Here is a 24,722-nt window from a genome sequence, read left to right as displayed (position 1 = left end):
ATTGGGTAACGGTCTCGATCGCTTCAGCGATCACGGAACCGGTTGGTGATGGGATAACGCCGGTCGCGGCCGAAATTCTTCTTGGTGATCTTCACGCCCGGCGCCGACTGCCGACGCTTGTATTCGGCCAGATAGAGCAGGTGCTCGACGCGGTGAACGGTCGCCACATCATGGCCGCGTGCGACGATCTCTTCGACAGCCATCTCCTTCTCGACCAGGCATTCGAGGATATCGTCGAGAACAGGATAGGGCGGCAGCGAATCCTGGTCCTTCTGATCGGGACGCAGCTCGGCGGACGGTGCCTTGTCGATGATGTTCTGCGGGATCACCTCGCCCGACGGCCCCAGCGCACTCGGCGGCACATTCTCGTTGCGCCAGCGGGCCAGCGCATAGACCTGCATCTTGTAGAGGTCCTTGATCGGGTTGAAGCCGCCGTTCATGTCGCCATAGAGCGTGGCGTAACCGACCGACATTTCCGATTTGTTGCCCGTCGTCACCACCATCGCGCCGAACTTATTGGAGATCGCCATCAGGATGACGCCGCGCGCGCGGCTCTGCAGGTTCTCCTCGGTGATGCCGCTCTCCGTGCCCTCGAAGAGATCGGAAAGCGCACTGCTGAAACCCGTCACCGGCTGCTCGATCGGCACGATGTCGTAGCGGCAGCCCAGCGCCTTGGCGCAATCGGCCGCGTCCTTCAGCGAATCCTCCGATGTATAGCGGTAGGGCAGCATGACGGTGCGCACCCGCTCCTCGCCGAGCGCATCGACGGCGATGGCCGCGCAGATCGCCGAGTCGATGCCGCCGGAAAGGCCGAGCACGACGGTCTTGAAGCCGTTCTTATTGACGTAATCGCGAAAGCCGAGCAGGCAGGCGCGGTAATCGGCCTCCTCATCCTCGGGGATACGCGCCATCGGCCCTTCGGCGCAGTGCCAGCCGCTTTCGCCGCGCTTCCACGTCGTCACCGCAAGCGCCGTCTCGAACTCGCTCATCTGGAAGGCAAGCGACCTGTCGGCATTGAAGGCGAAACTCGCGCCGTCGAAGACGAGCTCGTCCTGGCCGCCGAGTTGGGCGGCATATATCAGCGGCAGACCGGTCTCGATCACCTGCTTCAGCACCACCTGATGACGGATATCGACCTTGCCGCGGTAGTAGGGAGAACCATTCGGCGACAGCAGGATTTCCGCGCCGCTTTCGGCCAGCGTCTCGCAGACGCCGAGCTCACCCCAGATATCCTCGCAGATCGGAATGCCCAGGCGCACTCCGCGGAAATTGACCGGCCCCGGCATGGCACCCTGATGAAAGACGCGCTTCTCATCGAACTCGCCGTAATTTGGCAGATCGACCTTGTCACGCACCGCGACGACCTTGCCACCGTCGAGCACAGCGACGGAGTTATAGCGCCCGGTCTCGTCCTGCCGGGGAAAACCAATGACGACCCCAGGTCCGCCGTCGGCGGTATCGGCGGCCAGGTTCTCAACTGCCTTCCAGCAAGCGCGGATGAAGGCCGGCTTCAGCACCAGGTCCTCCGGCGGATAGCCGGAGATAAACAGCTCGGTCAGGACGAGCAGATGCGCACCCTCCCGGGCAGCATCGGCGCGGGCCTCGCGCGCCTTGGCAAGATTGCCGGCCACATCACCGACCGTTGGGTTGAGCTGGCCGATGGCGATGCGGAAGATTCCAGAAAGAGCGTTTTCCTGTGTCATGTCATTTATTTAGCCTGCGCCTTCCGTTACCGCAACACGTTCGCTGTCAAAGCGTTGCATCGCGTCGACGAAATTTTTGTGAACGGCTGCATCAAAACCTTGCGACACCGATCCGCATTGCAATTTCATGGCGGAGCAGAATACTGGCGCCGAAATCCACTGCATCGATAACGGGCATCGGAAAAAGGCCATGAATAATCTTTCGAACTTCGTGCACCATCATTTCGGCAAGCCGGCCGATGAACTCGGCGCGGTCGAAAAACACGTGCTGGCGAAAACGCATGAGCGCAAGATCATCTCGACCGACGTCAATGCCGCCTTCTCCGCCGAAGCTTCGTTCGGCGAGCGTGTCGCCGACGGCATCGCTCGTGTCGGCGGCTCCTGGTCCTTCATCATTGCTTTCCTCGCCTTCCTCGCCGTCTGGACCGTGATCAACACCGTCGTTCTCGCAAGCGGTGCCTTTGACCCCTACCCCTTCGTTTTCCTCAATCTGATCCTTTCGATGCTCGCAGCCATCCAGGCGCCGATCATCATGATGTCGCAAAACCGCCAGGCCGAACGCGACCGCTTCGAGGCCGCCAAGGATTATGAAGTCAATCTGAAGTCCGAGCTCGAAGTACTTTCGCTTCACCAGAAGATCGACATGAGCGTACTGACCGAGTTGAAGGCGCTGCGCGAGGATGTCGCTCGCCTGACCGCCGCTCTTGCTGCGAGAAGCTAAGCTCGGGACTCATTGATTAGAAAGCGAGAAAGACGTTTGCAGCCCTTGGAAATCCATCTGATCCGGGGGAAGATCATCCCACTCTAGCTTTTTGGGGAACTCTGATGGACAACCACGAACCGTTTTTACGCGAGGCGATTGCGCTCTCGAAATCCGCGATGGCAAAAGGCGACGAACCGTTTGGCTCGGTACTGGTAAGGGATGGCGACGTCATCCTGCGCGCCGAAAACAGCGTCTTCACCGGCCACGATATGACAAACCACGCCGAGATGAACCTGGTTAAACTAGCGGCGAAGCACTACGATCCGGCATTTCTCGCGGACTGCACGCTCTACACCAGCACCGAGCCATGCGCCATGTGCTCCGGGGCGATCTACTGGTCGGGTATCGGACATATGGTGTTTGCTTGCTCCGAAACCCGGCTCGGCGAGATTGCCGGGATCGGGTTGAACGTGCCCAGTCGGGCGGTGTTGCAGAGCGGCGCGCGGGCCGTCACCGTGGTCGGCCCGACAAGCCTCGAAGACGAAGCCGCCGAAGTCCACCAGGAATTCTGGCCCAAGCACCTGGGCAAGGTTTAGGTTCAGGGCTCGTTCAGCCAGACGATGGCGGCTGGGATGCGGATGGCTGACAAGAAGGTGTGGACGTATCAGTCGAGCGGCCGGAATGAATAGGTCCTGAGCCTAGACGGGATACCTGTCATATTGCGGCAGTCCGTCTGATATCTCATAGAAATCGCCCTTGTCGGCGCAGTAGATGTGGTGACTGAAGACAAGGCCGCTCGGTTCGTCGAAGCTTCCGGCCAGGACCGAAACCTCCACCGCTTCGTCTCCCTGCCAGAACAGCGCCGATCCGCAATTCGAACAGAAGCCGCGCTGCGCTTCGCCGCTCGACCGATACCACCGCACCGTATCGGCGTCTTCGACCGAAAGAGCCGTGCGCGGCACGTTGACCGCGGCATAGTAGAACCCCGTCTGCCGGCGGCATTGCGAGCAGTGGCAGCCGACGACGGGGCCGAGCTTGCCCGTAATCGAATATCGCACGGCGCCGCAAAGGCAGCCGCCTGTATGCCGTTCGGTCATGACCACTCCTCCATTTTTCAGAACGTTGCCGCCCTTCGGATCCTGCGTCAAATCCATTCCGTTCAATGAAAGATCAGAAATCTTGAAGCTCGCTGACATCGAGGGACAACCCTCTGGTGTTGCCCATCGACAACACCCGCCGACCTCCTAACCGTCCCCGCGTTGAATTGATGCCGGTTCGCGGTGATACTGAGGGCTCAACCATTCAAGCCTGGGAGACTGACATGAGAGCGACCCTGTCCAAACAGAAAGGAAACATCGCCCACAAGGACATTCTGCCTCATGAATATTCCGTTCTCCCGCGCGAGGAAAAGCTCGCGACGCCATAACGCCTTCCTCAAATTCCTCCTCAACGACCCCGCCGCCGATCGCAGCCGGCGCTGGTTGCGCATGCGAAAATTTCTCTCCTACTACCGCCCGCATCTGCCTCTGTTGCTGGCGGATCTGCTTTGCGCCATCCTCGTCGCAGGCACGGCGGTGGCCCTTCCGCTCTGCGCCAATATCGTCACCAGCCGGCTTCTGGCCCTGCCCGATGCGCCGCAGGCCTTCACCCAGATCCTTGTGATGGGCGGCGTCATGCTGGCCGTTCTGGCGGTCCAGATCGCCGCGGTCTTTTTCGTCGATTATCGCGGCCACGTCATGGGCGCCCGTATCGAGGCGACGGTCCGGCGGGAGCTCTTCGAGCACTGCCAGAAACTCTCCTTCAGTTTCTACGACCGCCAGCGCACCGGCCAGCTGATGAGCCGCATCACCAACGACTCCCTGTGGCTGGGAGAGCTCTTTCACCACGGCCCCGAGGATCTCTCCATCGCCGTGCTGAAATATGGCGGCGCCATGCTGGTGCTGTTCTTCATCGATCCGCCATTGGCCGGCCTTATCCTGCTGCTGACCCCTGTGGCAGTGACTTATGCCCTTTATTTCAACCGGCGCATGAACAGCGCGCTCGAAGCCAGCAAGCGGCAGATCGCTGCCGTCAACGAGCGGGTCGAGGACGCTCTGGCAGGCATTCGTGTCGTCCAGTCATTCGCCAACGAGGCACTGGAAAGGCAGCGCTTCGACGTACAGAACCAGCGCTTCCTGCAAAGCCGCGCCGATGGCTACCGCAGCGAGGCCTGGTTTTCGGTCGGCACGGAAACCTTCGCCCAGCTCGTGACGATATTGGTGATCATCGTCGGGGGATTGCGTATCCTGTCGGCGGATCTCACCGTTCCGGACATGCTGACCTTCCTGCTTTGCGTCGCCGTGCTGGTCGATCCGGTGCAGCGACTCGCCAATTTCGTGCGGCTCTGGCAGGAGGGCTATACCGGTTTCATCAGGGCCATGGAAATCCTGGAAATTGCCCCTGATATCACCGACCGGCCGGCCGCCCGGCCGATGCCGGCACCAAGGGGCGAGATCAGTTTCTCCGACGTCTCCTTCGGCTACGAGGCCGATGGCCCGCGTGTACTGGACCGGCTGTCGCTGACCATCGCCCCCGGAGAGTTCGTCGCTTTGGTCGGCCCTTCCGGCGTCGGCAAGAGCACGCTCTGCGCCCTCATCCCGCGCTTCTACGATGTCGCGGCCGGGACGATCCGGATCGACGGCACCGATGTAAGAGATGTAACACTGGCCTCGCTCCGGCGCCATGTCGGGGTAGTGCAGCAGGATGTCTACCTCTTTGCCGGCTCGGTTGCGGAAAACCTGCGCTACGGCAGGCCCGACGCCAGCGATGCCGAGCTGGAAGCGGCGGCCCGGGCCGCCAATGCGCACGACTTCATCATCGCCCTGCCCCAGGGCTATGATACCGATATCGGCCAGCGCGGCGTCAAGCTCTCCGGCGGCCAGCGCCAGCGCATCACCATCGCCCGCGCCTTCCTCAAGAATCCTGAGATTCTGATCTTCGACGAGGCGACCAGCGCGCTCGACAATGAAAGCGAACGGGCGGTGCAGCAGGCGCTGCTGAGCTTGGCGAACGGCCGAACCACCCTGGTCATCGCCCATCGCCTCTCGACCGTCCGCCATGCCGACCGCATCCTGGTCCTGACGGGCGACGGCATCGTCGAACAGGGGACGCATGACGATCTGATGGCGCAAGGCGGCGTTTACGCCAATCTGCACAGCGTTCAGGCCAGCATCTGAAGACAATAAAAAACCCGGCATCACGCCGGGTTTTCGTCATTCCTTTCGGCTGTCTCAGCCGTTGGCGACCATGCGCTTCTCGTCGCGGCCGCCCTTCATGCGCTCGGCAAGCAGGAAGGCCAGTTCGAGCGCTTGGTCGGAGTTGAGGCGCGGATCGCAATGGGTGTGGTAGCGATCCTGCAGGTCGTCGGCGGTGACGGCGCGCGCACCACCAGTGCATTCCGTCACGTCCTTGCCGGTCATCTCGACATGGATGCCGCCCGGATGCGTGCCTTCAGCGCGATGGATCTGGAAGAAGCTTTCGACTTCGGAAAGAATCCGCTCGAAGGGACGAGTCTTGTAGTTGTTGAGCGTGATCGTGTTGCCGTGCATTGGGTCGCAGGACCAGACCACCTTGCGCCCTTCGCGCTCGACGGCGCGGATGAGGCGCGGCAGGTTTTCGGCGACCTTCTCATGGCCGAAACGGCAGATCAGCGTCAGCCGCCCGGCTTCATTAGCCGGATTCAAGATATCGATCAGCTGCAGCAGATCATCGGCCTGCAGCGAGGGGCCGCACTTAAGCCCGATCGGGTTCTTGATGCCGCGGCAATATTCGATATGCGCATGGTCGGCCTGACGCGTGCGGTCGCCGATCCAGATCATGTGGCCTGATGTGGCGTACCAGTCGCCCGAGGTGGAGTCGACGCGGGTCAGCGCCTCCTCGTAGCCGAGCAGCAGCGCCTCATGGCTGGTGAAGAAATCGGTCTCGCGCAGGCTCGGGTGGTTTTCCGAGGTGATGCCGATCGCCTTCATGAAATCCATGGTTTCGCTGATGCGGTCTGCAAGCTTGCGGTAACGCTCACCCTGCGGGCTGTCCTTGACGAAACCGAGCATCCACTGATGCACGTTTTCGAGGTTGGCGTAACCGCCCATCGCGAAGGCGCGCAGAAGGTTCAGAGTCGCGGCCGACTGGCGGTAAGCCATCGCCTGCCGTTCCGGGTTCGGAATGCGCGACTCCTCGGTGAACTCGATGCCGTTGATTATGTCGCCGCGATAGGCCGGCAACGTCACGTCGCCCTGCTTCTCGACATTCGACGAACGCGGCTTGGCGAACTGGCCGGCGATGCGGCCGACCTTGACGACCGGCAACTGTGCGCCGAAGGTCAGGACAACAGCCATTTGCAGGAAAGCGCGGAAAAAGTCGCGGATATTGTCGGCGCCGTGTTCGGCGAAGCTCTCGGCACAGTCGCCGCCCTGCAGCAGGAAGCCGTCGCCTTCGGCGACACTGGCGAGATGCTTCTTCAGGCGGCGCGCCTCACCGGCAAAAACGAGCGGCGGATAGCTGGCGAGCGTGGCCTCCGTTGCCGCCAAAGCGGCTGCATCCGGATATTCGGGAACCTGCAGGATCGGTTTCTGCCGCCAGCTGCTCGGGGTCCAATTCTCTGCCATCTCACTCACCTGTTCTCGCCCCAGTTCCTGGAATGCGGCCTACCCTTGATAATCCGGCGGCTTATAGACCTTTAGATCCGGCTTGCAAAGATCAATCGCCCAAAGCGTCTCGTCTGGCCGCCGCAGTCGGCCATTTCCCGGTTAAACCGGCATATACCATGTCGCTTTCCCCATATTTTAGACTTTGCAGGTAGAACCGAAAGGAGTTTCACATCGGGGACATGGCATGGCGATCCTTCCGTCCGGTTTCATATCGGACCGCTCGGGCAATTTCGGCATCATGACGGCATTGCTGATGGTGCCGCTCCTTGGCACGGCGGGCATTGCGGTGGATTTCGCTCACGCCATGAGCCTGCGCACCCAGCTCTTTGCCGCCGCCGATGCTGCCGCCGTCGGTTCAATCGCCGAAAAATCCGGAGCTGTCGCCGCCGCGATGACGATGAGCGGCAACGGCACGATATCGCTTGGCAAAACCGACGCCCGCAACATCTTTATGTCCCAGATGTCAGGCGAGCTGACCGGGGTTCAAGTCGATCTCAGCATCGACGTCACCAAGGCTGCCAACAAGCTGAACTCACAGGTTTCATTTGCGGCGACCGTGCCGACCACCTTCATGCGCGTTCTCGGCCGAGACTCGATCACTATCTCTGGCACGGCGACGGCTGAATATCAGACCGCCTCCTTCATGGATTTCTACATACTGCTCGACAACACCCCATCGATGGGCGTCGGCGCCACCGCGAAAGACGTTTCGATGATGGAAAAGAACACCAGCGATAGCTGCGCCTTCGCCTGTCACGAAACGCAGAACAGCAACAACTACTACAATCTCGCCAAGAAGCTCGGCGTCAGCATGCGCATCGACGTCGTGCGCCAGGCGACCAAGGAACTGACGTTGACCGCGAAGGCTACGCGCGTTTCCACCAATCAATTCCGCATGGGCGTGTACACCTTCGGCACCAAGGCCGAAGACGCCAAGCTCACAACCATATCCACGCCGACCGACAATCTCGACCAGGTACGAACCTATACCGACGCCGTCGATCTGATGACCATTCCGTATCAGGGCTACAACAACGACCAGCAGACGAGCTTTGACAACGCGCTGACGCAGATGAAAGACATCATCACCACCCCCGGCGACGGCAGCACATCCACGACACCGCAGAAGATCCTGTTCTTCGTCTCGGACGGCGTCGGCGACAGCGAGAAACCGAAGGGCTGCACCAAGAAACTCACCGGGAAGCGCTGCCAGGAGCCGATCGACACCTCCTTTTGCAAGCCGCTGAAGGACAAGGGCATCAGGATTGCAGTACTCTACACGACCTACCTGCCTCTGCCGAAAAACGGCTGGTACAATACCTGGATCAGCCCCTTCCAGAGCCAGATCCCGACAAAGATGCAGGAATGCGCCTCGCCGGGCCTTTATTTCGAGGTGACCCCGACCGAAGGTATCGCCGATGCCATGAAGGCGCTGTTCCTGAAGGCCATCCGCGCGCCGCGCATTACCAGTTGAGAATTTTGCTTAGACGCGCTTCCCGTCGCGGATACGGTAGCTCGGCGCGTACATGGTGACGAGCTCTTCGGCCGCGGTCGGATGCAGCGCCATCGTCTGGTCGAAATCATCCTTGGTGCAGCCGGCCTTCAGCGTGACGCCGAGCAGCTGCGCCATTTCCCCGGCGTCGTGGCCGAGGATGTGGGCGCCGACCACCTTCCGGCTCGCCGCATCTACGATCAGCTTCATGATCATGCGTTCGGCACGGCCCGAAAGCGTGGCCTTCAGCGGCCGGAACTGGGCACGATAAACCTCGAGTTCGCCGTAACGCTTGCCCGCCTCCTCTTCCGAGAGGCCGACCGTGCCGATTTCCGGCTGCGAGAAGACGGCGGTCGGGATCAACTCGTAGTCCGGCCTCGTCGGATTGTTCTTGTACTCGGTTTCGATGAAGCACATTGCCTCGTGGATCGCCACCGGCGTCAGCTGTACCCGGTTGGTGACATCGCCGAGGGCATAGATGTTTTCAATGTTGGTACGGGAATAGTCGTCGACGATGATGGCGCCGCGCTCGTCGACAGCGACCCCAGCCGCCTCAAGACCGAGCCCCTCGGTGTTGGGATCGCGTCCGAGCGCCAGCAGGACGACGCCTGCCTGCAGCGTGCCATTATTCATCGTCTCCAGAGTGAGCCCGCCCTCGCCTTTGGAGACCTTCTGCAGCGTGTCGTGGCAGAGAATGCGTATGCCCTTGGCGACCATCGCCTCGTGCAGTCCGCGCCGCAGATCCTCGTCGAAACGCGACAGGATTTCGGCGCCGCGATAGATCAGCGTCGTCTCGACGCCGAGACCGTGAAAAATATTGGCGAACTCGACGGCGATATAACCGCCGCCGGCGATTACGATTGATTTCGGCAGCTCCTCGAGATGAAAGGCCTCGTTGGAGGAAATGCAGAACTCGTGACCGGGAAGCGCGACATGTGGATTCGGCCTTCCACCGGTGGCGATGACGATCGTTTTTGCGGTCACCGTCTGCCCTGTTTTCGCAAGCCGGACCGTATGAGAATCGACCAGTTCGGCGCGCGTTTCCAGGATATCGGCATTGGCGCCGGCGAGCCCCTTCTTGTAGAGGCCTTCCAGCCGCGCAATCTCGGCATCCTTTGCCGCCACCAGCTTCTTCCAGTCGAAGCTGCTTTCGCCGACCGTCCAGCCGAAGCCCTTCGCATCCTCGAAATGCTCGTGAAATTGGGAGGCATAGACGAAGAGCTTCTTCGGCACGCAGCCGCGGATGACGCATGTGCCGCCATAGCGATATTCCTCGGCGATCGCCACCCTCTTGCCAAGCGAGGCGGCAACGCGGGCGGTGCGCACGCCTCCGGAACCGCCGCCGATGACGAAGAGGTCGTAGTCGTAGGAAGACATGAGGAACTCCGGAAGGGAATCGCAGGAAGGGACGTTCCTGATATAGGGGCGATCCTTATGAAAACAAAAGCCCCGCTCCTGCCTCTTCCAAGTCTCCATCGCCGAATCATGGTCTGAACCGGTGAGCGTTTAGGATTGAGCTCGTCACCGTTTACGGGTGACCCGGTCACCGTTTACGGTTGACCCGGCCGGTTGAGGCTGGCAGGGCAATGCTTGAGACGCAAAAGGATGCCGGAGCAAAAGATGGATCAAACTCTGTTCGCCAAGCTATGCAAGGCCGGCAAATTCAAGGAGGCGCTGAATCTCGCCATCGAGGGCCACGAAGACGAGAAATTCACGCCGAGCCGCTTTGCGATGGACAAGAAAACCGGACTGCCGATTTTCTACCGCGGCAACAAGCGCGTTGAGCCGGACGAGACAGGAGCATGGCAATTGGCCAAGAGCTCGAAGGATTGGGGCTGAGCGTCACATCCATCTGCGATGGCCGCCCTTGGTGGATTGCCGCTATCAGCCTGTGATGCGGAAATCCGTCGGCATCTCATCAAGCCGGATCGCTTCCGTCTCCACGCCAGAAACCCATGCCCCTGCAGGCCCGCGCCTCAAACGCTCGATTATCGTTGAGATCGCATTGTCCGGCCCGGCGATCAAGGCGGCGACGGATCCGTCCGCTTCGTTGCGCACCCAGCCGGTCAGCCCGAGCCGCAGCGCCTCATCCCGCGTCCACATGCGAAAACCCACACCTTGGACCCTGCCTGATATTCGTACCCGCACAGCCTCGTAACGATCGGACATGTCTGCCTCGCCAACCTTCGCCACCGGCTCTAGATGATTTTAGGCCCGATGGGCCAAAGAGCATGATGTCGTCCGGAAACCGCTCACACTTTCGGCATCATGCTCCGATGCATCATAACAAAAAAGCCCGGGCGATGCCGGGCTTTCGCGAATTCTGGCCAGCAGTCGTTACTGCTGGGCGGCCGGTGCCGGAGCGACCGGACTGTCGGTTGCCGGCGGCGGTGCCTTGATAACCTTGGAAAGCTCTGCATTGCTCTGCTTTTCCAAGTCGCGCGAAATTCCCTGCGCCCAGATGTCGGCAGCCTTGGCCGTTTCGCGGGAGGCGACCGGGCCATCGCGCAGCAGCTTCTTGCCGACGTCGGAATTATAGAAATCGGCAATCGCCTTCAGCTCGTCGATCGTAAAGGTCTTGGCATAGGTGAGTGCCGCCTCCTTTTCGAGATCACCGCGGCGCGGCGCCAGCTTCAGCGCCTGCTCGTCGACCGTCGAGGAAATAATGTCCTGGTAGTTTGGCGAATCCTGAATCAGGCCGGCCTTCAGGCGCTCGGCGAGACCGGGCAGGATGTTGTCGAACTGGGCAGTGGCGCCGATGGCGTCGATCGCGGCGCGAGACGCCTTCAGCTGTTCCTCGGAGACTTCCTGCGCCTTGACGGCGGAGCCGAAGGCAAGCCCGGAAAGAACGAGGGTCGCAGCGGCGAGACGGCCAAGACCTGCAATGTTCATCATGAGTGTATGCTCCTGTTATCTGTTTGCCTGCAGCGTGCGTGCACCTGCAGGACCGGCAATGATCGCAAGTGCCGCCATATTGATAAAGAGCCCGTGTTCGACGACGCCGGGTATGGAATTCAGCTCGCTCGAAAGCGCCTCTGCATCAGGAATGCGGCCAAAAGATGCATCGATAATGTGATGGCCGCCATCCGTGGTAAACTCTCCGTCACCCGACTGGCGCAGGCTGAGTTCGCCGGAAAGGCCGAGCCGGGCCGCAACCTTTTCGATGGCGATCCGTGTCGACACGAGACCGAACGGGTTGACCTCGATCGGCAGCGCGTAGGCGCCAAGCGTATCGACCAGCTTGCTCTCGTCGGCGATGACGATCATCCGCTCCGAAGCGGCGGCAACGATCTTTTCGCGCAGCAGCGCGCCGCCGCCGCCCTTGATCAATCTGAGCGCCGGATCGACCTCGTCGGCGCCGTCCACCGTCAGATCGAGCGCCGGCAGCTCGTCGAGCGACTTCAGCGGGACACCGAGCTCGACGCAGAGCCGCGCCGTTCTTTCGGATGTCGGAACGCCTTCGACCCTGAAGCCGCCCGCAACTTTTTCCGCCAGCAGCCGGACGAATTCTTCCGCCGTGCTGCCCGTCCCGATCCCGAGACGCATTCCGTCTTCGACATGGGCGAGTGCGGCCTCGGCGGCCTTGATCTTCATTTCGCGGGCATCCATGCGCCGCCAGCTCCGATTTATTGCGTTGGATGTGCTGTTTACACGGCTGGCCTGGCAAACGAAAGTCAAAATCATCACGGAAAATGAAAAGCCGAAACAAATGCCTGCGGCCGCCCCGGCCATCACAGGAAGTTGCTTTCCTCCGCGCGATCGCCTACCTCAGGAACGATCCCTCGTCCGAGGCGCGACCCGTCGCTTGCCCGGAGGACCCATCGCTCAAAGAGGCAAGCCCTTGACCCCTGCCCCCATGCACCCGGCGCTCATCGTCTTCGATCTCGACGGTACTCTTCTCGATACCCATGCAGACCTGGTCGAAAGCCTGAACCATACGATCGCAGCCCTTGGCCTCGAACCGGTCAGCTATGACGATCTCACCCATCTCGTCGGCCAGGGCGCGCGCGTGATGATCGAGCGTGCCTGCCGGTTGCGCGGCCATTCGCTCGAAAGCGCCGCCGTCCCGCAGCTGCTCGAACGCTTCGTCGCCCATTATGCCGGCAACATGCCCGGCCACACCGCACCCTATCCCGGTCTGGTCGCCGCGATGGACCGGCTGAAAGCCGACGGCTACCGCCTCGCCGTCTGCACCAACAAGTTGGAAAGCCTGGCGTTCGGCCTGCTCGACAAGCTCGACCTTGTCAGCTACTTTGACGCCATCACCGGTGGCGATACTTTCGAATATCGCAAACCCGACGCCCGCCATCTCACCGGCACCATCGACCGCGCCGGCGGCGACATCGCCCGCACAGTGATGATCGGCGACAGCATCAACGACATCGCCGTGGCGAAGAACGCTGCCGTGCCTTCGATCGCCGTGCCTTTCGGTTATTCGGATGTGCCGGTTTCAAGCCTCGATCCGGATGTGATCATCACGCATTACGATGAGCTGACGCCGGAGCTGGTGGAGCGGTTATTGCGGGAGCATGCGCAGAAGGTCGCGGTGTAAGACTAATAAATCTGGCTGAAGCGATTACGGATGAGGGGGCCACGCGGCACAGCCCTTTCCAAAAGACCGCCCCAAAACAAAACGGGCGGCCCGGAGACCGCCCATTCGATAACCCAATAAAGCCTACGTCAGATTTGCGCGCCGCGCGCCTTCGTCGTCGCGTCGAAGGCCTTTTTGACATAGGCATCACGGCCGTACACGTCGTCAAAATATTCCACGACGCCGTCCTTGTTCGGCCAGGCGGTGAAGTAGGACACGTAGACCGGGATCTTCTGCGGCACCTTCACCGCATGATTCTGCCCGTTGGCGATCTGCTTGGCAACGTCGTCGACCGTCGTGCCGAGCACGGCGGCAGCCATTGCGCGCGGATTGGAAAGGCGCACACAGCCGTGGCTGAGAGCCCGCATGTCGCGCTTGAAGAAGCTCTTCGACGGCGTGTCGTGCATGTAGATCGCATGGCTGTTCGGGAACAGGATCTTGAGTTCACCGAGGGCATTGTCGCTGCTTGGCGGCTGGCGGACCGAAACATTGTCGGTCGAGCCGTACCAGTCGACGCTGGACGAGGCGACAGCGTGGCCGTTCACTTCGACCTCGTAGCCGAGCTGATCGAGATAGTTTGGATCCGAGCGCAGCTTCGGCAGCATCTCGTTGATAATGATCGACTGCGGCACGCCCCAGAACGGGTTGAACTCCACCGTCTCGATCTCGTCGTTGAAGAAATAGGTCTGATTGTTCTTGCCGCCGACGACGACACGCATCGACAGCTGTTCCTTGCCGTCATCGTGATAGTAGGCCATGTAGGCCGGCTGATTGATCATGACGTAACGCGAACCGAGATCTTCCGGCAGCCAGCGCGCCTGTTCCATGGCAACTTCGAGCTTGTCGATCTTGGAGGCATTTGTGTCGCCGCCGGTCATGGCGCGCACCGTCGCCTGACCGATAACGCCGTCGGCCTTCAGCCCGCGCTCCTTCTGGAAATCCTCGACCAGCGCGACGATCTCAGGCGAATAGTCGCTGCCGCCGGCGTAAGCTGCAAAGGTCGCGGCGTGATCGGTCCTCAGCGTCTCGGAACCGTGCTTCTGGACGGCCTTGACGATGTTGGCGATCTCGGGCGAGCTGTCGCCGGGCCTCAGCAGGCCGCTGAGCGAGACGACGATCTGCTCCTCATTGCCGCCATCGGCGGCGCGAAGCTTGGCTAGCTCCGCCTTCAGCGCCTCGAACTGCGGACTATCCGGCGAGCGGCTGGCGATATAAGCGCCGGTATCGTGGCTCAAGCGGGCAAGCTTCAGGACCGGCGCCAGATTGACGACCTTGCGCTGGAAATCGTGATAGCCGGAAATCTTGTTCGGATCGATGCGGCCGCGAACCGTGTCCTGCACGAAGGCAAGCACCTTGGCCGAGAGTTCGAGTTCGAACTGGGTCAGCGCCCGGTCGCGGGCGGCGGGATCGGGATTGGCCGGATCGATAGCAGGTGTCTGGATGGCGTAATCGGCGGGATCAAGGCCGACGGAGGCCGCATCGGCAAGTGCCGCCATCGCCGATTTGGCGCGCTCGTTGATCCCATTGCCTTCGACCCAGACGAGCGGGTTTCGGCTGTCACCGTAGTAGGCCTCGAGCGCCTTGCCGACGTCGGCATTGGCGCGCACCTTGGCCTGCGCCAGGAAACGGCGCTGCACGGCCGGTTCGGCGCCGGCCTCGCCGCTCGGCGAAACCTCGGCGACCGCGCCGGTGACGACGGGATCGGCAAACTTGCCGGTGTCGACGAACTGCAGCGTTTCGGTTTTATAGGTGTAATAACGCGGACCGCTGACCTTCGGCAGCGGCGCTTCCGGATCAAGCCCGCCGAGCGAGCCTCCGGCGGCACCACGCGGCACCGGTCGGCCCGGCGCCTGATCCATGAAGATGGTGCTCTGGCTCCGCTGCCTGTCGCCACGCAGCATATCCATCAGCGTATAGGCATGCGCGGGAGCGGCCATCACTGCCAAGCCGCTGGAAACTGCCAATGCGGATACCGCGCTTTTCAAAAAGAACGTCATATATATTCCAGTCCCGATGTCATGCTGTTCTCAGCTCAAATCCCGCGAAACTCAGGCAGCGTAGGGGCTCATTGATCAGAAACCGGCCTTCGCCGCCAGCGCCGGCGGACTCAATTCTCTGTGACGGAAATGCTGCACGGCGCCGCGCAACAGTTCACACAAAATTATGAAATTATTAGTTAATTTTTTACCGAATTTTTGCCGCCAGACCAGTGCGGCAAACACCGGCCTATGCATAAAATTTTCGAAGTGGCCGAAAAAGCACGGCCGCCAGTCAGCATAAACCTGACTGGCATTTTCAATATTTCTCATGACATCCGGTTTTCTTGGCCTGGTTTCCAACCTATAAAACCTCATCTTTCGAAGATGCCCGAAACAGCACAGGAAGGCAGGCCCCAATGACCGCAACCCGTACCGAAACCGATACTTTTGGCCCCATCAATGTCGCCGCCGACCGATATTGGGGGGCACAGGCCGAGCGTTCGCTCGGCAATTTCAAGATCGGCTGGGAAAAGCAGCCGCTCTCGATCGTGCGCGCACTCGGCATCGTCAAGCAGGCGGCCGCCCGTGCCAATATGTCGCTCGGCCAGCTCGACCCAGCCCTCGGCGAGGCGATCGTCAATGCCGCCCAGGAGGTGATCGACGGCAAGCTCGACGACCATTTTCCGCTGGTCGTCTGGCAGACCGGATCCGGCACGCAGTCCAACATGAACGCCAACGAAGTGATCTCCAATCGTGCCATAGAAATGCTGGGCGGCGTCATGGGTTCCAAGAAGCCGGTGCACCCGAACGATCACGTCAACATGAGCCAGTCGTCCAATGACACCTACCCGACGGCGATGCACATCGCCTGCGCCGAACGGATCGCCCATCATCTGCTCCCGTCCCTGAAGCACCTGCATGCCGCCCTCGACATGAAGGTCACCGAATTCAGCCACATCATCAAGATCGGCCGGACCCATACCCAGGATGCGACGCCGCTGACCCTCGGCCAGGAATTTTCGGGCTATGCCGCCCAGGTCGGCTCCGCCATCAGGCGCATCGAGATGACCCTGCCCGGCCTTTGCGAACTCGCCCAGGGCGGTACCGCCGTCGGCACTGGCCTCAATGCGCCGGTGGGCTTTGCCGAGAAGGTGGCCGAAGAGATCGCCGCCATCACCGGCATGCCCTTCGTCACCGCGCCGAACAAGTTCGAGGCGCTTGCCTCGCATGACAGCATGGTCTTTTCCCATGGCGCCATCAACGCCGCAGCAGCTGCCCTCTTCAAGATCGCCAACGACATTCGCCTCCTCGGCTCCGGCCCGCGCGCCGGTCTCGGCGAACTGGCGCTTCCGGAAAACGAGCCCGGCTCGTCGATCATGCCCGGCAAGGTCAACCCGACGCAATGCGAGGCGCTGACCCAGGTCTGCATCCACATCTTCGGCAATCACGCCGCCCTGACGTTCGCCGACAGCCAGGGCCATTTCGAGCTCAACGTCTACAATCCGATGATGGCCTATAATTTCCTGCAGTCGGTACAGCTGCTTGCCGACGCCGCCGTCTCCTTCACCGACAACTGCGTCGTCGGCATCGAGGCGCGCGAGGACAATATCAAGGCCGGCCTCGAACGCTCGCTGATGCTGGTGACGGCACTTGCCCCGAAGATCGGCTATGACGCGGCCGCCAAGATCGCCAAGACTGCCCACAAGAACGGCACGACGCTGAAGCAAGAGGCCCTCGCCAGCGGCCTCGTATCAGCCGAGGATTATAACGCGATCGTCCGCCCGGAAACGATGATCGGCCCGAAATAAGCCGGTTTCCCATCCCGCCCGCGACAAGTGTCGGGTTGAGCCACAGGTTCGACCCACCCTTCCATTCCGACGCGGCCGCGACTTATTCAGCAGGCATGTATGAAGCGGCTTTTCTGCCTCTCTCCAACCGTTTGATAAACTGCGCAATCTTCTTTTCGACGCAGAAGTAAAAGACGAGTCCAACAGAAACGCAGAATATCGTCGTGACCACGAACAATGGAATTCGCAGGGCAAGCGGCGCAGTCCAGCGTTCCACCCCGGCAACATAGATGGCGAGCTTTGCCACACCGATCGCAATCATATGAGTGAGGTAGAGCGAGTAGGACGAATCCCCCAATATCTTCAACCATGTCAATTTCGGAAAAAGGCTTGCACGTTCGCCGACCAGGGCACCCAGGACGATAAGGACCGACGGAACGCCCCATACGAGAACCCGAACGAAACCGTGTGGCTTGTCAAGGAAGGAGGAAGCGGCGATGGACACGAGACCCACTACCATCAATGCCACCGCCAGCCTGGTCGACGCGACGTCGGCTCTCGACATAACGAATGCGATGACGACGCCGGCCAGAAACTCCAGCAACAGTGGCGATGCGTAAACGATAGAATATGGGGTCACTGGCGCGAACAGGCCGATTGCCACGCAAAGCGTCAGAAAACCCGTTATCGCCAGAAGACGCTGCGTTCTTCCTTTCAAAAACAGGACAAGGCAAAAGGCGGTATAAAAGAACATCTCATAATTCAGCGTCCAACCTGGAACGAGAACCGGCTGAACGACACCAGTGCCGTCTGCATAGGGGACAAACAGCAGTGACCGGATGATATCGGCTGCGTTAAAGACGGCATTGTCGTAATTTTTGGGCGAAACGGTAGCTGCAATCACAAATAGCAGAGTGCAGATCCAATAGATGGGCAGAACCCGCTGAATGCGGTTTCGGATGAACTGTAGCGGTGCGGTCGGTCTCGCGTCCGAAATAGTCCACATGATGAAGCCACTGATGATGAAAAACAGGTCTACGCCAGCTGCCAGCGGAACAAAATTCCAACCAAAAATGAACGCAACATGAAAGATCGTAACCGCAATAGCCGCAACAGCACGGAGGTATTGTATAGAGTAAACCATGAGCTCCTCGCTTTGTGCGTCGCAACATGACACGAGAGAGTTGTACATTCAATCAAAGTTTCGAAAACTTAAATAGCGCGCTATCAACCGGACGGGCGTTTTTGCCGAGGCTTCGGCCTCGCTAATTCGAAAGAAAAGGCGATAGCGCGGGCACGATATGAGCGACTGACGAGCCTCATACCAGCAGCGAAAAATTGTCCATCACGACAGAATTCCCCATGAAATCGAAACGGATTTCTTCGATGTCTTCGATATTGAGCTCGAGATTGGGACCGGTGACCTCAAGCTCCTGCTGATAGACAATCTGGCCGTCGTTCAGGGCGGTGAGCGTCAGGTGAAAGGGCGATGCAGACAGTTCGTCGATCGAGACGCTCTGAAAGGTGAACTCCCCGCCATCGAGCATTTTCAGGGTTACGGGCGCAGAACCGGGGGCTAGTACGGTATCGCTGAAACCGTCCTCGGTAATGGCGTCGACACCAGGAATGGTATCATAGACGATGCCGTTCAGAAGCGTCACGTCGTGGCTGCCATTCACGGAGAGCGCAAAGCCCCGGTAATTGGGAAGGGAGAAATTATCTGCCCTCGATAAGACGCCCATATCGTCGAAATCCAGGACCTCATGGTATTTGTCCTCTTCGTTGACGCCGTCGATCGCCTGAGTCAAAATGCCGACATCCGTCCCCCCGGCGCCATCCGAGATCTTGTAGCGGATCTCTTCAATCAGCTGTTCGTGCGCCCGCAGGTTCTTCATCACGTCGAGCGTGTAATCCAGCTCGTAGGTAAAATGACCATCGGGCCGCACGGTGAAAGTCCCGTATTTCCCCTGTATGATCGTCTCCTGCGTCGATCCCTGTTTCGCATCGACGCGGACACCGTCGAAAAAGCGAAGATAGAGAGGCGCGCCCTCAGGATCGCTGTCGTTATCGAGCAGGTTCCCTCTGATCGGATCATGTTCGAAAGAAATGAAGAGGTCGTCGTTAGCAGTTGGCTTTGCGTTCGTCATCGGAAGCTCCTGCAAGTTAACGCGACCGGGAATATGGACTGGCTCCGAACCGAAGGCAACTGAAGTGGTCTTGTGTCGACGCGGTCGCCGCCTCGCCTCGTCCACTTCGCTTGGCGCACCCGCCGAACTCTCGCGGCATCCTGATTGCTTTTGCCCGACAGGAGATTTAGACCGGTTCCAATTTAGCGACGCGCCCACCAGAAAGGTCACTTCGATGGCTGACGATCTTTTTCCGCTCGGCAAGGATGCCACCCCCTATCGCAAGATCAGCAGCGATTACGTCTCGGTCGATAGCTTCAAGGGTCAGGAAATCCTGACCGTCGAGCCGGAAGGCATCCGCATGCTTGCCGAAACCGCCTTTGCCGATATCAACCATCTGCTCCGGCCCGGCCATCTGAAGCAGCTCGCCTCGATCCTTGATGATCCAGAGTCGACCGATAACGACCGCTTCGTCGCCTACGACCTGTTGAAGAATGCCAATATCGCCGCCGGCGGCGTGTTGCCGATGTGCCAGGATACCGGCACGGCGATCATCATGGGCAAGAAGGGCCGCAGGGTTTGGACCGAGGGCGGGGATTCCGCCGCACTCGCCCGCGGCGTCATGGATGCCTATGAGAAGAAGAACCTGCGTTATTCGCAGCTCGCGCCGGTGAAGATGTTCGAGGAGAAGAACACTAGGAACAACCTGCCGGCGCAGATCGATATTTACGAGGAAGGTACCGACGCCTACGAATTCCTCTTTGTCGCCAAGGGCGGCGGCTCGGCCAACAAAACCTTCCTCTATCAGGGCACGCCCTCGCTCCTGACGCATGACAGGATGATCGACTTCCTCAAGGAGAAGATTCTGACGTTGGGGACGGCGGCCTGTCCGCCCTATCATCTGGCGATCGTCATCGGCGGCACCTCGGCCGAGATGAACCTGAAAACGGTCAAGCTCGCCTCGACGCGCTATCTCGACGAGCTGCCGACCGAAGGTTCGGAAAGCGGCCATGCCTTCCGCGACCTCGAGATGGAAAAGGAAATCCACAAGCTGACACAGCAGATGGGCGTCGGCGCCCAGTTCGGCGGCAAGTATTTCTGTCATGACGTGCGTGTCATCCGCCTGCCCCGCCACGGCGCCTCGCTGCCGATCGGCCTTGGCGTCTCCTGTTCCGCCGACCGCCAGGCAAAGGGCAAGATCACCCGCGACGGCATCTTCATCGAGCAGCTCGAAACCGACCCGTCGAAATACATGCCCGAGATCGACGAGGCGAAACTCTCGGAATCGACCGTTCATATCGACCTCAACCGGCCGATGGCCGAGGTGCTTGCCGAGCTGTCGCGGCATCCGGTCAAGACGCGCCTGTCCTTGACCGGGACGATCATCGTCGCCCGCGACCTCGCCCACGCCAAAATCCGCGAACGGCTGGAAAAGGGCGAAGGCATGCCTGATTACCTGAAAAACCACCCGGTCTACTACGCCGGCCCGGCAAAGACGCCGGCCGGCTACGCCTCCGGCTCCTTCGGCCCGACGACGGCCGGCCGCATGGATAGCTACGTCGACCAGTTCCAGTCCTTCGGCGGCTCGATGGTGATGCTCGCCAAGGGCAACCGCTCGCGCGCCGTACGCGAGGCCTGCAAGAAGCATGGGGGTTTCTACCTCGGCTCGATCGGCGGCCCCGCCGCCCGCCTCGCGCAGGACTGCATCCGCAAGGTCGAAGTATTCGAATATCCCGAACTCGGCATGGAAGCGGTCTGGAAGATCGAGGTCGAAGACTTCCCCGCCTTCGTCGTCATCGACGACAAGGGCAATGATTTCTTCCAGGAATTGAACTTGGGGTAATTGCGGCGCCAATCGGTTGGCGAGCAGCAGAGCCAAGAGTGTGTTGAACGTCAGCGAGAGGCATGGAACAACCGGAATCGTCTGCGGTATCTGCCTCTCACACCGCGTCTACCGGGTCGACGCCTTGTCCAAGACACTGATATCCTGCGCCATCACGGCCATGGGCGGGAACGCGCAACATCTGCGTCATCCACCCTGGCCAGGATCTCCGTACGGAATACTCCGGCGAAGGTACCGGCATGCTCCAGCAGCACGGCACTGGCGGCGATGGCAGTTAAGCCGAGGATGGCGACAGAGATGGGACGAGACCTTTTCATGTTCTCATCTCTTGGTCTGCAGGTGTCGACAAGATGAATACGATCCGTGAAGCAGAGAATAACTGTAAGTTTTCGAAAAACCGTACTCGCCAAGCGGGTACGGATTGTCCCGACGAAGATACGTTTTCTGATGCAGAATCATAGGCCTACTCGAGGCGCCGCCTCACTTCGTAGTTCTCATATGTAATCTTTGGTATATGTCGCTTTAATCTTTTCCCAAGAAATTTAAGCTACCAAATAGAATATTGCCTTCGAATACATGAGGAGTTCGCCGGATGAATACGGCTGTCGCGCCCAAGGTGCAGGTCCCCGACGTAGCGGGTCAGATCACCTATGCCATGCGCTCGATGGGCGTTGCCCCGATACCCCGCAATTACGAACTCTTCTACGAAGCCTATATCGGCTCCAATCCTGCCCTGACCCGAGAACTTGCGGCCCTCGGCACCCAGGCGACACAGGCCGAACTCGACGCGCTCGGCGCGCAATATTTCAACACGAGCCCAGGTCAGGTCTTCGATGACGCCCATACCCGCATATCAGGCGAACTCGACGGCTTGCTTCGGATTCTGCGGCAGGAGCAGAGTTCACTCGAAAGCTATACCAGGCTGCTCGGCGAAACCCATAAGCGGATCACCTCCAAGAGCAATGCCAGCGTCGAACTGATCGAAAACGCTATAGAACTTTTAAGCCGGGCGACGGGCGATACCATGGCGCATGGCGAACGCACCGTGGAGGACGTCGTCCAGCGTTCCCAGGAGATGGATCAGGTCCGCAAGGAACTCGACGAATATAAGCGCATCGCCAACACCGATTCGCTGACGCGCCTATCCAACCGCCGCGCCTTCGACGATCGCCTTGCTGCCGTTTTCGACAATCCCGGCATGCGGCCGGTGACGGCTCTGCTGCTTGCCGACATCGACAATTTCAAGAAGATCAACGACACCTACGGGCATCCCGTCGGTGACAAGATCCTCGCCACCGTCGCCTCCGTCATCCGCAGCAATGTCCGGCGCGACGTCTTCGTCGCCCGCGCCGGCGGTGAGGAATTCGCGCTGATCATCGAGGGCAACACGGCCGAGGAAGTGTCGGCGATCGCCGAACGCATACGCCGCACGCTGGAGACCACCCCGTTCAAAAACTCGCGCACACGGGTGAATTACGGCCCGATCACCGTGTCGATCGGCATCTGCATGGCCTCGAATGCCGAGGATGCCGGCGAGCTTTACAGCAAGACCGACATCGCCCTTTACGGCGCCAAGAATGCCGGGCGCAACTGCATCGTCCTCTATCAGGACGGGATGCAGAAAGATTTCAGCAAGAGCTGGCTGATCTACAAGGCCTGACGGCTTTCACCACATCGTCTTCGCCGCGCGACCGGGCCATTCCCGGTCGTAGGTTTCCTGGTCGAAATCGCCGACGGCGGCCTTCAGCATCTGCCCCGGCGTCGGCAGGCCTGCCGGATCAGCGAAATGCTCGGCATTCCAGAGTTCGGCCCGCATCACGGCGCGCGCGCATTGGAAATAGACCTCGTCGATCGAAATGACCACGACGGTACGCGGATGTTTGCCGTCCATCTCAAAGCCCCGGAGCAGCGTCTCGTCGTCGGAGACGACGCCGCGGCCATTGATGCGCATCGTCGTGTTCGAGCCGGGGATCAGGAACATCAGCGCAAGCCTGGGATCGCGGACGATATTGGAAAGCGAATCGACGCGGTTGTTGCCGCGCCAATCCGGCAGTTGCAGCGTCTCATCGTCGACGACACGCACCACGCCGCCGAGATCACCACGCGGCGAACAGTCGAGCCCTTCCGGCCCGACGGTCGCAAGCGCGGCAAAGGGCGAGATCTCGATCATCTCACGGTAAAGCGGCGTCAGCCGCTTGGTTACCTTGTCGACTGAGGCCTGCGATAGGCCTGCGCCATAGATCGTATTGAGTTCTTCGATGCTGCTGATGATTCTCATGAGGCGTCCCGCCGCGGCTTGATCTTCGCGCCGGACGCTACAATGCCGCGCGCCGTGCCGGAAGCTCAAAAATCGGAATGATTTCCGCATCTTTTTTGATGCTTTCGTCGGAAGCGCCGTCTTCGCCCCGACCACCTTCGAGAAATGCCGCAATTGCGCCAAGGACGGGAGCTGCGCCGACTATGCGCCGGTGCCCGAAGCCGTTCGCCCAGAACAGCCGCACATTCTCGCCGGCTGCGTCATAGCGCCTCGCATGGACCGGCGGCACCTCCTTGTCGTCCTCGGCATGGATGACGAGCACAGGCCGGCTGATCGCGCCCACCGTATTGCCGGCGTCGAACTCGTCAAGTCTCCGTCCGGTGACGCGATGGACCTCATTCTGCAGTGCCGCTTGCGCAGCGGGGCGAAGGCCGATCATCCGGCCGAAATCGACAAACAGCCAGCGCATCTCGCTCGGCGCGCCGATCAGCACCAGTCGCCCGCAGGCGACCGGCGCCGCGGCTGGCAGCAGGCCAGCCGCTGAAACCATCAGCGCCGCACCGCCGAAGGAATGGCCGATGACCGCATCGAAGACACCGAAACGCTCCTCGGCCGCGGCGATCGACCGGACGGCAAGTCCCATGTGCAGGAAATGCCCGCCGGCACGCCCGTGTCCGGGAAAATCGAGCGCCACCACCTCCGCACCGGTCGCCGAAAGCATCGATACCAGCTCGGCCATATATTCGGCGCTCGAGCCCCAACCATGCGTCACCAGGAAACGCTTGCGCTTCCCCCGCGCCCCGCCATTCAGCCGATAGGCATGCGCTTTCGCCCCGCCTGCAAGCTTGAGCGTAAAGCGTTCTGCGTCGGCGAGCCGGGCGGCGCCCGACGCGTGCGCCGCCTTCGCCCTTGCTCCCTTCGGCCGGGGCGACGGTGTGCGGCAGAACAGCCGGAACGCCGCTTTGCCGGCCAGACCAGGCGAAATTGCCTGCAGAGCCGAAATACCCAGGTGGGTGACCTCAAGCGCAAAATTTGCCATAGTGAGAATCCAAAAGACTGTTCAACACTGAACAATAAAGTACAACGATGAACAAAAATCAATCCCTTCCCTGGGATCATCCGCGTTTTCGCAGCTGGATCGCAGTGGCGCGCGCCTGCCAGCTGATGCAGCAGTCGCTGACCCGCCAGCTTGCCGATCTCGACATCAAGCCGCCTCACCTCGACATTCTCGTCAATCTCTACCGTTTCGAAGGCATCTCGCAGCAGGAGCTGGCCCGCAAGTTGCTGGTCGGCCGCTCCAATATGAGCATGCTCTTGCCGCAGATGGAAAAGCGGGGGCTGATCGAGCGACGCGGCGACACGCGTGACAAGCGCGTGCTGCGCCTTTACCTTACCACGGAAGGCCGCAGGCTAACCGAAGCGGCGATGGCGATCCAGACCGACCTCATCGAGCGCACGCTCTCCGACGAGCCGATCGAGCAGTGCATGGCGACCGCCACCTCGATGGAGCGGATCATCGGCGTGCTGCTACAGGATCTCAGGGAAGAGGACTGACA

At 60.4% G+C, this 24,722-nt stretch carries 23 protein-coding genes; 10 read left to right on the top strand and 13 right to left on the bottom strand.

Features of this window, described 5'->3' with window-relative positions; translation table 11 throughout:
- Positions 1 to 23: 23 nt before the first annotated feature.
- Complete coding sequence (locus tag C4N04_RS12530) at positions 24 to 1,703, bottom strand: NAD+ synthase (RefSeq protein WP_106796147.1); 1,680 nt, start codon at positions 1,701 to 1,703, stop codon at positions 24 to 26.
- 190 nt (positions 1,704 to 1,893) lie between these two features.
- On the opposite strand from C4N04_RS12530, the gene C4N04_RS12525 reads away from it, so the two are divergent.
- Entirely contained in the window at positions 1,894 to 2,424 is a 531-nt protein-coding gene (locus C4N04_RS12525) for a DUF1003 domain-containing protein (protein ID WP_077989256.1), read from the top strand.
- 104 nt (positions 2,425 to 2,528) lie between these two features.
- Positions 2,529 to 3,002 carry a nucleoside deaminase gene (locus C4N04_RS12520; RefSeq protein ID WP_096761820.1) on the top strand — a complete coding sequence of 158 codons (474 nt, stop codon included), beginning with the start codon at positions 2,529 to 2,531 and terminating at the stop codon, positions 3,000 to 3,002.
- Positions 3,003 to 3,104: 102 nt separating this feature from the next.
- On the opposite strand, the gene C4N04_RS12515 is transcribed toward C4N04_RS12520, so the two are convergent.
- Complete coding sequence (locus C4N04_RS12515) at positions 3,105 to 3,503, bottom strand: GFA family protein (protein WP_038692594.1); 399 nt, start codon at positions 3,501 to 3,503, stop codon at positions 3,105 to 3,107.
- 282 nt (positions 3,504 to 3,785) lie between these two features.
- Between C4N04_RS12515 and C4N04_RS12510 the strand changes: the two genes are divergently transcribed.
- Positions 3,786 to 5,621 (top strand): ABC transporter ATP-binding protein, encoded by a 1,836-nt coding sequence (locus C4N04_RS12510; RefSeq protein WP_106796146.1) that lies wholly within the window; start codon positions 3,786 to 3,788, stop codon positions 5,619 to 5,621.
- 54 nt (positions 5,622 to 5,675) lie between these two features.
- Here C4N04_RS12510 and C4N04_RS12505 read toward each other — a convergent pair whose 3' ends face one another.
- Entirely contained in the window at positions 5,676 to 7,049 is a 1,374-nt protein-coding gene (locus C4N04_RS12505; RefSeq protein WP_038689310.1) for a 3-deoxy-7-phosphoheptulonate synthase class II, read from the bottom strand.
- 226 nt (positions 7,050 to 7,275) lie between these two features.
- Between C4N04_RS12505 and C4N04_RS12495 the strand changes: the two genes are divergently transcribed.
- Positions 7,276 to 8,565, top strand: coding sequence for a VWA domain-containing protein (locus tag C4N04_RS12495; RefSeq protein ID WP_106796145.1), 1,290 nt, complete (start codon positions 7,276 to 7,278; stop codon positions 8,563 to 8,565).
- Positions 8,566 to 8,574: 9 nt separating this feature from the next.
- Here C4N04_RS12495 and gor read toward each other — a convergent pair whose 3' ends face one another.
- The gene (gene gor, locus C4N04_RS12490) at positions 8,575 to 9,960 is read right to left on the bottom strand and encodes a glutathione-disulfide reductase (RefSeq protein ID WP_106796144.1); all 1,386 of its coding nucleotides are present in this window, start codon (positions 9,958 to 9,960) and stop codon (positions 8,575 to 8,577) included.
- Positions 9,961 to 10,203: 243 nt separating this feature from the next.
- On the opposite strand from gor, the gene C4N04_RS12485 reads away from it, so the two are divergent.
- The gene (locus C4N04_RS12485; protein ID WP_039620082.1) at positions 10,204 to 10,422 is read left to right on the top strand and encodes a hypothetical protein; all 219 of its coding nucleotides are present in this window, start codon (positions 10,204 to 10,206) and stop codon (positions 10,420 to 10,422) included.
- Between the two features lie 45 nt (positions 10,423 to 10,467).
- Here C4N04_RS12485 and C4N04_RS12480 read toward each other — a convergent pair whose 3' ends face one another.
- The 3 genes from C4N04_RS12480 to rpiA all read right to left on the bottom strand — a co-directional run bounded on the left by C4N04_RS12480 (position 10,468) and on the right by rpiA (position 12,192).
- Positions 10,468 to 10,752, bottom strand: coding sequence for an acylphosphatase (locus tag C4N04_RS12480; RefSeq protein ID WP_038689318.1), 285 nt, complete (start codon positions 10,750 to 10,752; stop codon positions 10,468 to 10,470).
- Between the two features lie 168 nt (positions 10,753 to 10,920).
- Positions 10,921 to 11,478, bottom strand: coding sequence for a DUF2059 domain-containing protein (locus C4N04_RS12475; RefSeq protein WP_009995053.1), 558 nt, complete (start codon positions 11,476 to 11,478; stop codon positions 10,921 to 10,923).
- A 15-nt stretch (positions 11,479 to 11,493) separates the two neighbouring features.
- Complete coding sequence (gene rpiA, locus C4N04_RS12470; RefSeq protein ID WP_012484046.1) at positions 11,494 to 12,192, bottom strand: ribose-5-phosphate isomerase RpiA; 699 nt, start codon at positions 12,190 to 12,192, stop codon at positions 11,494 to 11,496.
- A gap of 232 nt (positions 12,193 to 12,424) precedes the next feature.
- On the opposite strand from rpiA, the gene C4N04_RS12465 reads away from it, so the two are divergent.
- The gene (locus C4N04_RS12465) at positions 12,425 to 13,135 is read left to right on the top strand and encodes an HAD family hydrolase (RefSeq protein ID WP_077989260.1); all 711 of its coding nucleotides are present in this window, start codon (positions 12,425 to 12,427) and stop codon (positions 13,133 to 13,135) included.
- 128 nt (positions 13,136 to 13,263) lie between these two features.
- Here the strand turns inward: C4N04_RS12465 and C4N04_RS12460 are convergent, their stop codons facing one another.
- Together C4N04_RS12460 and C4N04_RS12455 are read right to left on the bottom strand one after the other, a co-directional pair.
- The gene (locus tag C4N04_RS12460; RefSeq protein ID WP_106796143.1) at positions 13,264 to 15,171 is read right to left on the bottom strand and encodes a murein L,D-transpeptidase; all 1,908 of its coding nucleotides are present in this window, start codon (positions 15,169 to 15,171) and stop codon (positions 13,264 to 13,266) included.
- A 75-nt stretch (positions 15,172 to 15,246) separates the two neighbouring features.
- Positions 15,247 to 15,483 carry a hypothetical protein gene (locus tag C4N04_RS12455; RefSeq protein WP_038689326.1) on the bottom strand — a complete coding sequence of 79 codons (237 nt, stop codon included), beginning with the start codon at positions 15,481 to 15,483 and terminating at the stop codon, positions 15,247 to 15,249.
- A gap of 86 nt (positions 15,484 to 15,569) precedes the next feature.
- On the opposite strand from C4N04_RS12455, the gene fumC reads away from it, so the two are divergent.
- Positions 15,570 to 16,961 carry a class II fumarate hydratase gene (gene fumC / locus C4N04_RS12450; protein ID WP_077989262.1) on the top strand — a complete coding sequence of 464 codons (1,392 nt, stop codon included), beginning with the start codon at positions 15,570 to 15,572 and terminating at the stop codon, positions 16,959 to 16,961.
- Between the two features lie 82 nt (positions 16,962 to 17,043).
- Here fumC and C4N04_RS12445 read toward each other — a convergent pair whose 3' ends face one another.
- Positions 17,044 to 18,084, bottom strand: a complete 1,041-nt coding sequence (locus tag C4N04_RS12445) for an acyltransferase (protein WP_096769471.1) — start codon at positions 18,082 to 18,084, stop codon at positions 17,044 to 17,046.
- 175 nt (positions 18,085 to 18,259) lie between these two features.
- Positions 18,260 to 19,087, bottom strand: coding sequence for an Ig-like domain-containing protein (locus C4N04_RS12440; protein ID WP_106796142.1), 828 nt, complete (start codon positions 19,085 to 19,087; stop codon positions 18,260 to 18,262).
- Positions 19,088 to 19,301: 214 nt separating this feature from the next.
- Here C4N04_RS12440 and C4N04_RS12435 point away from each other — a divergent pair, with 214 nt between their 5' ends.
- Entirely contained in the window at positions 19,302 to 20,909 is a 1,608-nt protein-coding gene (locus C4N04_RS12435; RefSeq protein ID WP_096769469.1) for a fumarate hydratase, read from the top strand.
- A gap of 592 nt (positions 20,910 to 21,501) precedes the next feature.
- A complete protein-coding gene (locus C4N04_RS12430; RefSeq protein ID WP_106796141.1) occupies positions 21,502 to 22,569 on the top strand; it encodes a GGDEF domain-containing protein in 1,068 nt (355 codons plus the stop codon).
- A 6-nt stretch (positions 22,570 to 22,575) separates the two neighbouring features.
- Here the strand turns inward: C4N04_RS12430 and C4N04_RS12425 are convergent, their stop codons facing one another.
- Entirely contained in the window at positions 22,576 to 23,187 is a 612-nt protein-coding gene (locus tag C4N04_RS12425; protein WP_096769468.1) for a pyridoxamine 5'-phosphate oxidase family protein, read from the bottom strand.
- A 37-nt stretch (positions 23,188 to 23,224) separates the two neighbouring features.
- Positions 23,225 to 24,205, bottom strand: coding sequence for an alpha/beta fold hydrolase (locus C4N04_RS12420; RefSeq protein ID WP_106796140.1), 981 nt, complete (start codon positions 24,203 to 24,205; stop codon positions 23,225 to 23,227).
- Between the two features lie 47 nt (positions 24,206 to 24,252).
- On the opposite strand from C4N04_RS12420, the gene C4N04_RS12415 reads away from it, so the two are divergent.
- Positions 24,253 to 24,720 carry a MarR family transcriptional regulator gene (locus C4N04_RS12415; RefSeq protein ID WP_009988727.1) on the top strand — a complete coding sequence of 156 codons (468 nt, stop codon included), beginning with the start codon at positions 24,253 to 24,255 and terminating at the stop codon, positions 24,718 to 24,720.
- Positions 24,721 to 24,722 lie beyond the last annotated feature (2 nt).

This window comes from Rhizobium sp. H4 (genome assembly GCF_003013335.1).
Classification (GTDB): Bacteria; Pseudomonadota; Alphaproteobacteria; order Rhizobiales; family Rhizobiaceae; genus Rhizobium; species Rhizobium sophoriradicis.
This window is presented reverse-complemented; position numbering and strand designations above follow the sequence as displayed.

Excerpts from the sequence above, each read along its gene's own strand:
- C4N04_RS12530 (WP_106796147.1), bottom strand. The coding sequence starts at position 1,703 with ATGACACAGGAAAACGCTCTTTCTGGAATCTTCCGCATCGCCATCGGC.
- C4N04_RS12525 (WP_077989256.1), top strand. The coding sequence starts at position 1,894 with ATGAATAATCTTTCGAACTTCGTGCACCATCATTTCGGCAAGCCGGCC.
- C4N04_RS12520 (WP_096761820.1), top strand. The coding sequence starts at position 2,529 with ATGGACAACCACGAACCGTTTTTACGCGAGGCGATTGCGCTCTCGAAA.
- C4N04_RS12515 (WP_038692594.1), bottom strand. The coding sequence starts at position 3,503 with ATGACCGAACGGCATACAGGCGGCTGCCTTTGCGGCGCCGTGCGATAT.
- C4N04_RS12510 (WP_106796146.1), top strand. The coding sequence starts at position 3,786 with ATGAATATTCCGTTCTCCCGCGCGAGGAAAAGCTCGCGACGCCATAAC.
- C4N04_RS12505 (WP_038689310.1), bottom strand. The coding sequence starts at position 7,049 with ATGGCAGAGAATTGGACCCCGAGCAGCTGGCGGCAGAAACCGATCCTG.
- C4N04_RS12495 (WP_106796145.1), top strand. The coding sequence starts at position 7,276 with ATGGCGATCCTTCCGTCCGGTTTCATATCGGACCGCTCGGGCAATTTC.
- gor (WP_106796144.1), bottom strand. The coding sequence starts at position 9,960 with ATGTCTTCCTACGACTACGACCTCTTCGTCATCGGCGGCGGTTCCGGA.
- C4N04_RS12485 (WP_039620082.1), top strand. The coding sequence starts at position 10,204 with ATGGATCAAACTCTGTTCGCCAAGCTATGCAAGGCCGGCAAATTCAAG.
- C4N04_RS12480 (WP_038689318.1), bottom strand. The coding sequence starts at position 10,752 with ATGTCCGATCGTTACGAGGCTGTGCGGGTACGAATATCAGGCAGGGTC.
- C4N04_RS12475 (WP_009995053.1), bottom strand. The coding sequence starts at position 11,478 with ATGATGAACATTGCAGGTCTTGGCCGTCTCGCCGCTGCGACCCTCGTT.
- rpiA (WP_012484046.1), bottom strand. The coding sequence starts at position 12,192 with ATGGATGCCCGCGAAATGAAGATCAAGGCCGCCGAGGCCGCACTCGCC.
- C4N04_RS12460 (WP_106796143.1), bottom strand. The coding sequence starts at position 15,171 with ATGACGTTCTTTTTGAAAAGCGCGGTATCCGCATTGGCAGTTTCCAGC.
- C4N04_RS12455 (WP_038689326.1), bottom strand. The coding sequence starts at position 15,483 with ATGAGAAATATTGAAAATGCCAGTCAGGTTTATGCTGACTGGCGGCCG.
- fumC (WP_077989262.1), top strand. The coding sequence starts at position 15,570 with ATGACCGCAACCCGTACCGAAACCGATACTTTTGGCCCCATCAATGTC.
- C4N04_RS12445 (WP_096769471.1), bottom strand. The coding sequence starts at position 18,084 with ATGGTTTACTCTATACAATACCTCCGTGCTGTTGCGGCTATTGCGGTT.
- C4N04_RS12440 (WP_106796142.1), bottom strand. The coding sequence starts at position 19,087 with ATGACGAACGCAAAGCCAACTGCTAACGACGACCTCTTCATTTCTTTC.
- C4N04_RS12435 (WP_096769469.1), top strand. The coding sequence starts at position 19,302 with ATGGCTGACGATCTTTTTCCGCTCGGCAAGGATGCCACCCCCTATCGC.
- C4N04_RS12430 (WP_106796141.1), top strand. The coding sequence starts at position 21,502 with ATGAATACGGCTGTCGCGCCCAAGGTGCAGGTCCCCGACGTAGCGGGT.
- C4N04_RS12425 (WP_096769468.1), bottom strand. The coding sequence starts at position 23,187 with ATGAGAATCATCAGCAGCATCGAAGAACTCAATACGATCTATGGCGCA.
- C4N04_RS12420 (WP_106796140.1), bottom strand. The coding sequence starts at position 24,205 with ATGGCAAATTTTGCGCTTGAGGTCACCCACCTGGGTATTTCGGCTCTG.
- C4N04_RS12415 (WP_009988727.1), top strand. The coding sequence starts at position 24,253 with ATGAACAAAAATCAATCCCTTCCCTGGGATCATCCGCGTTTTCGCAGC.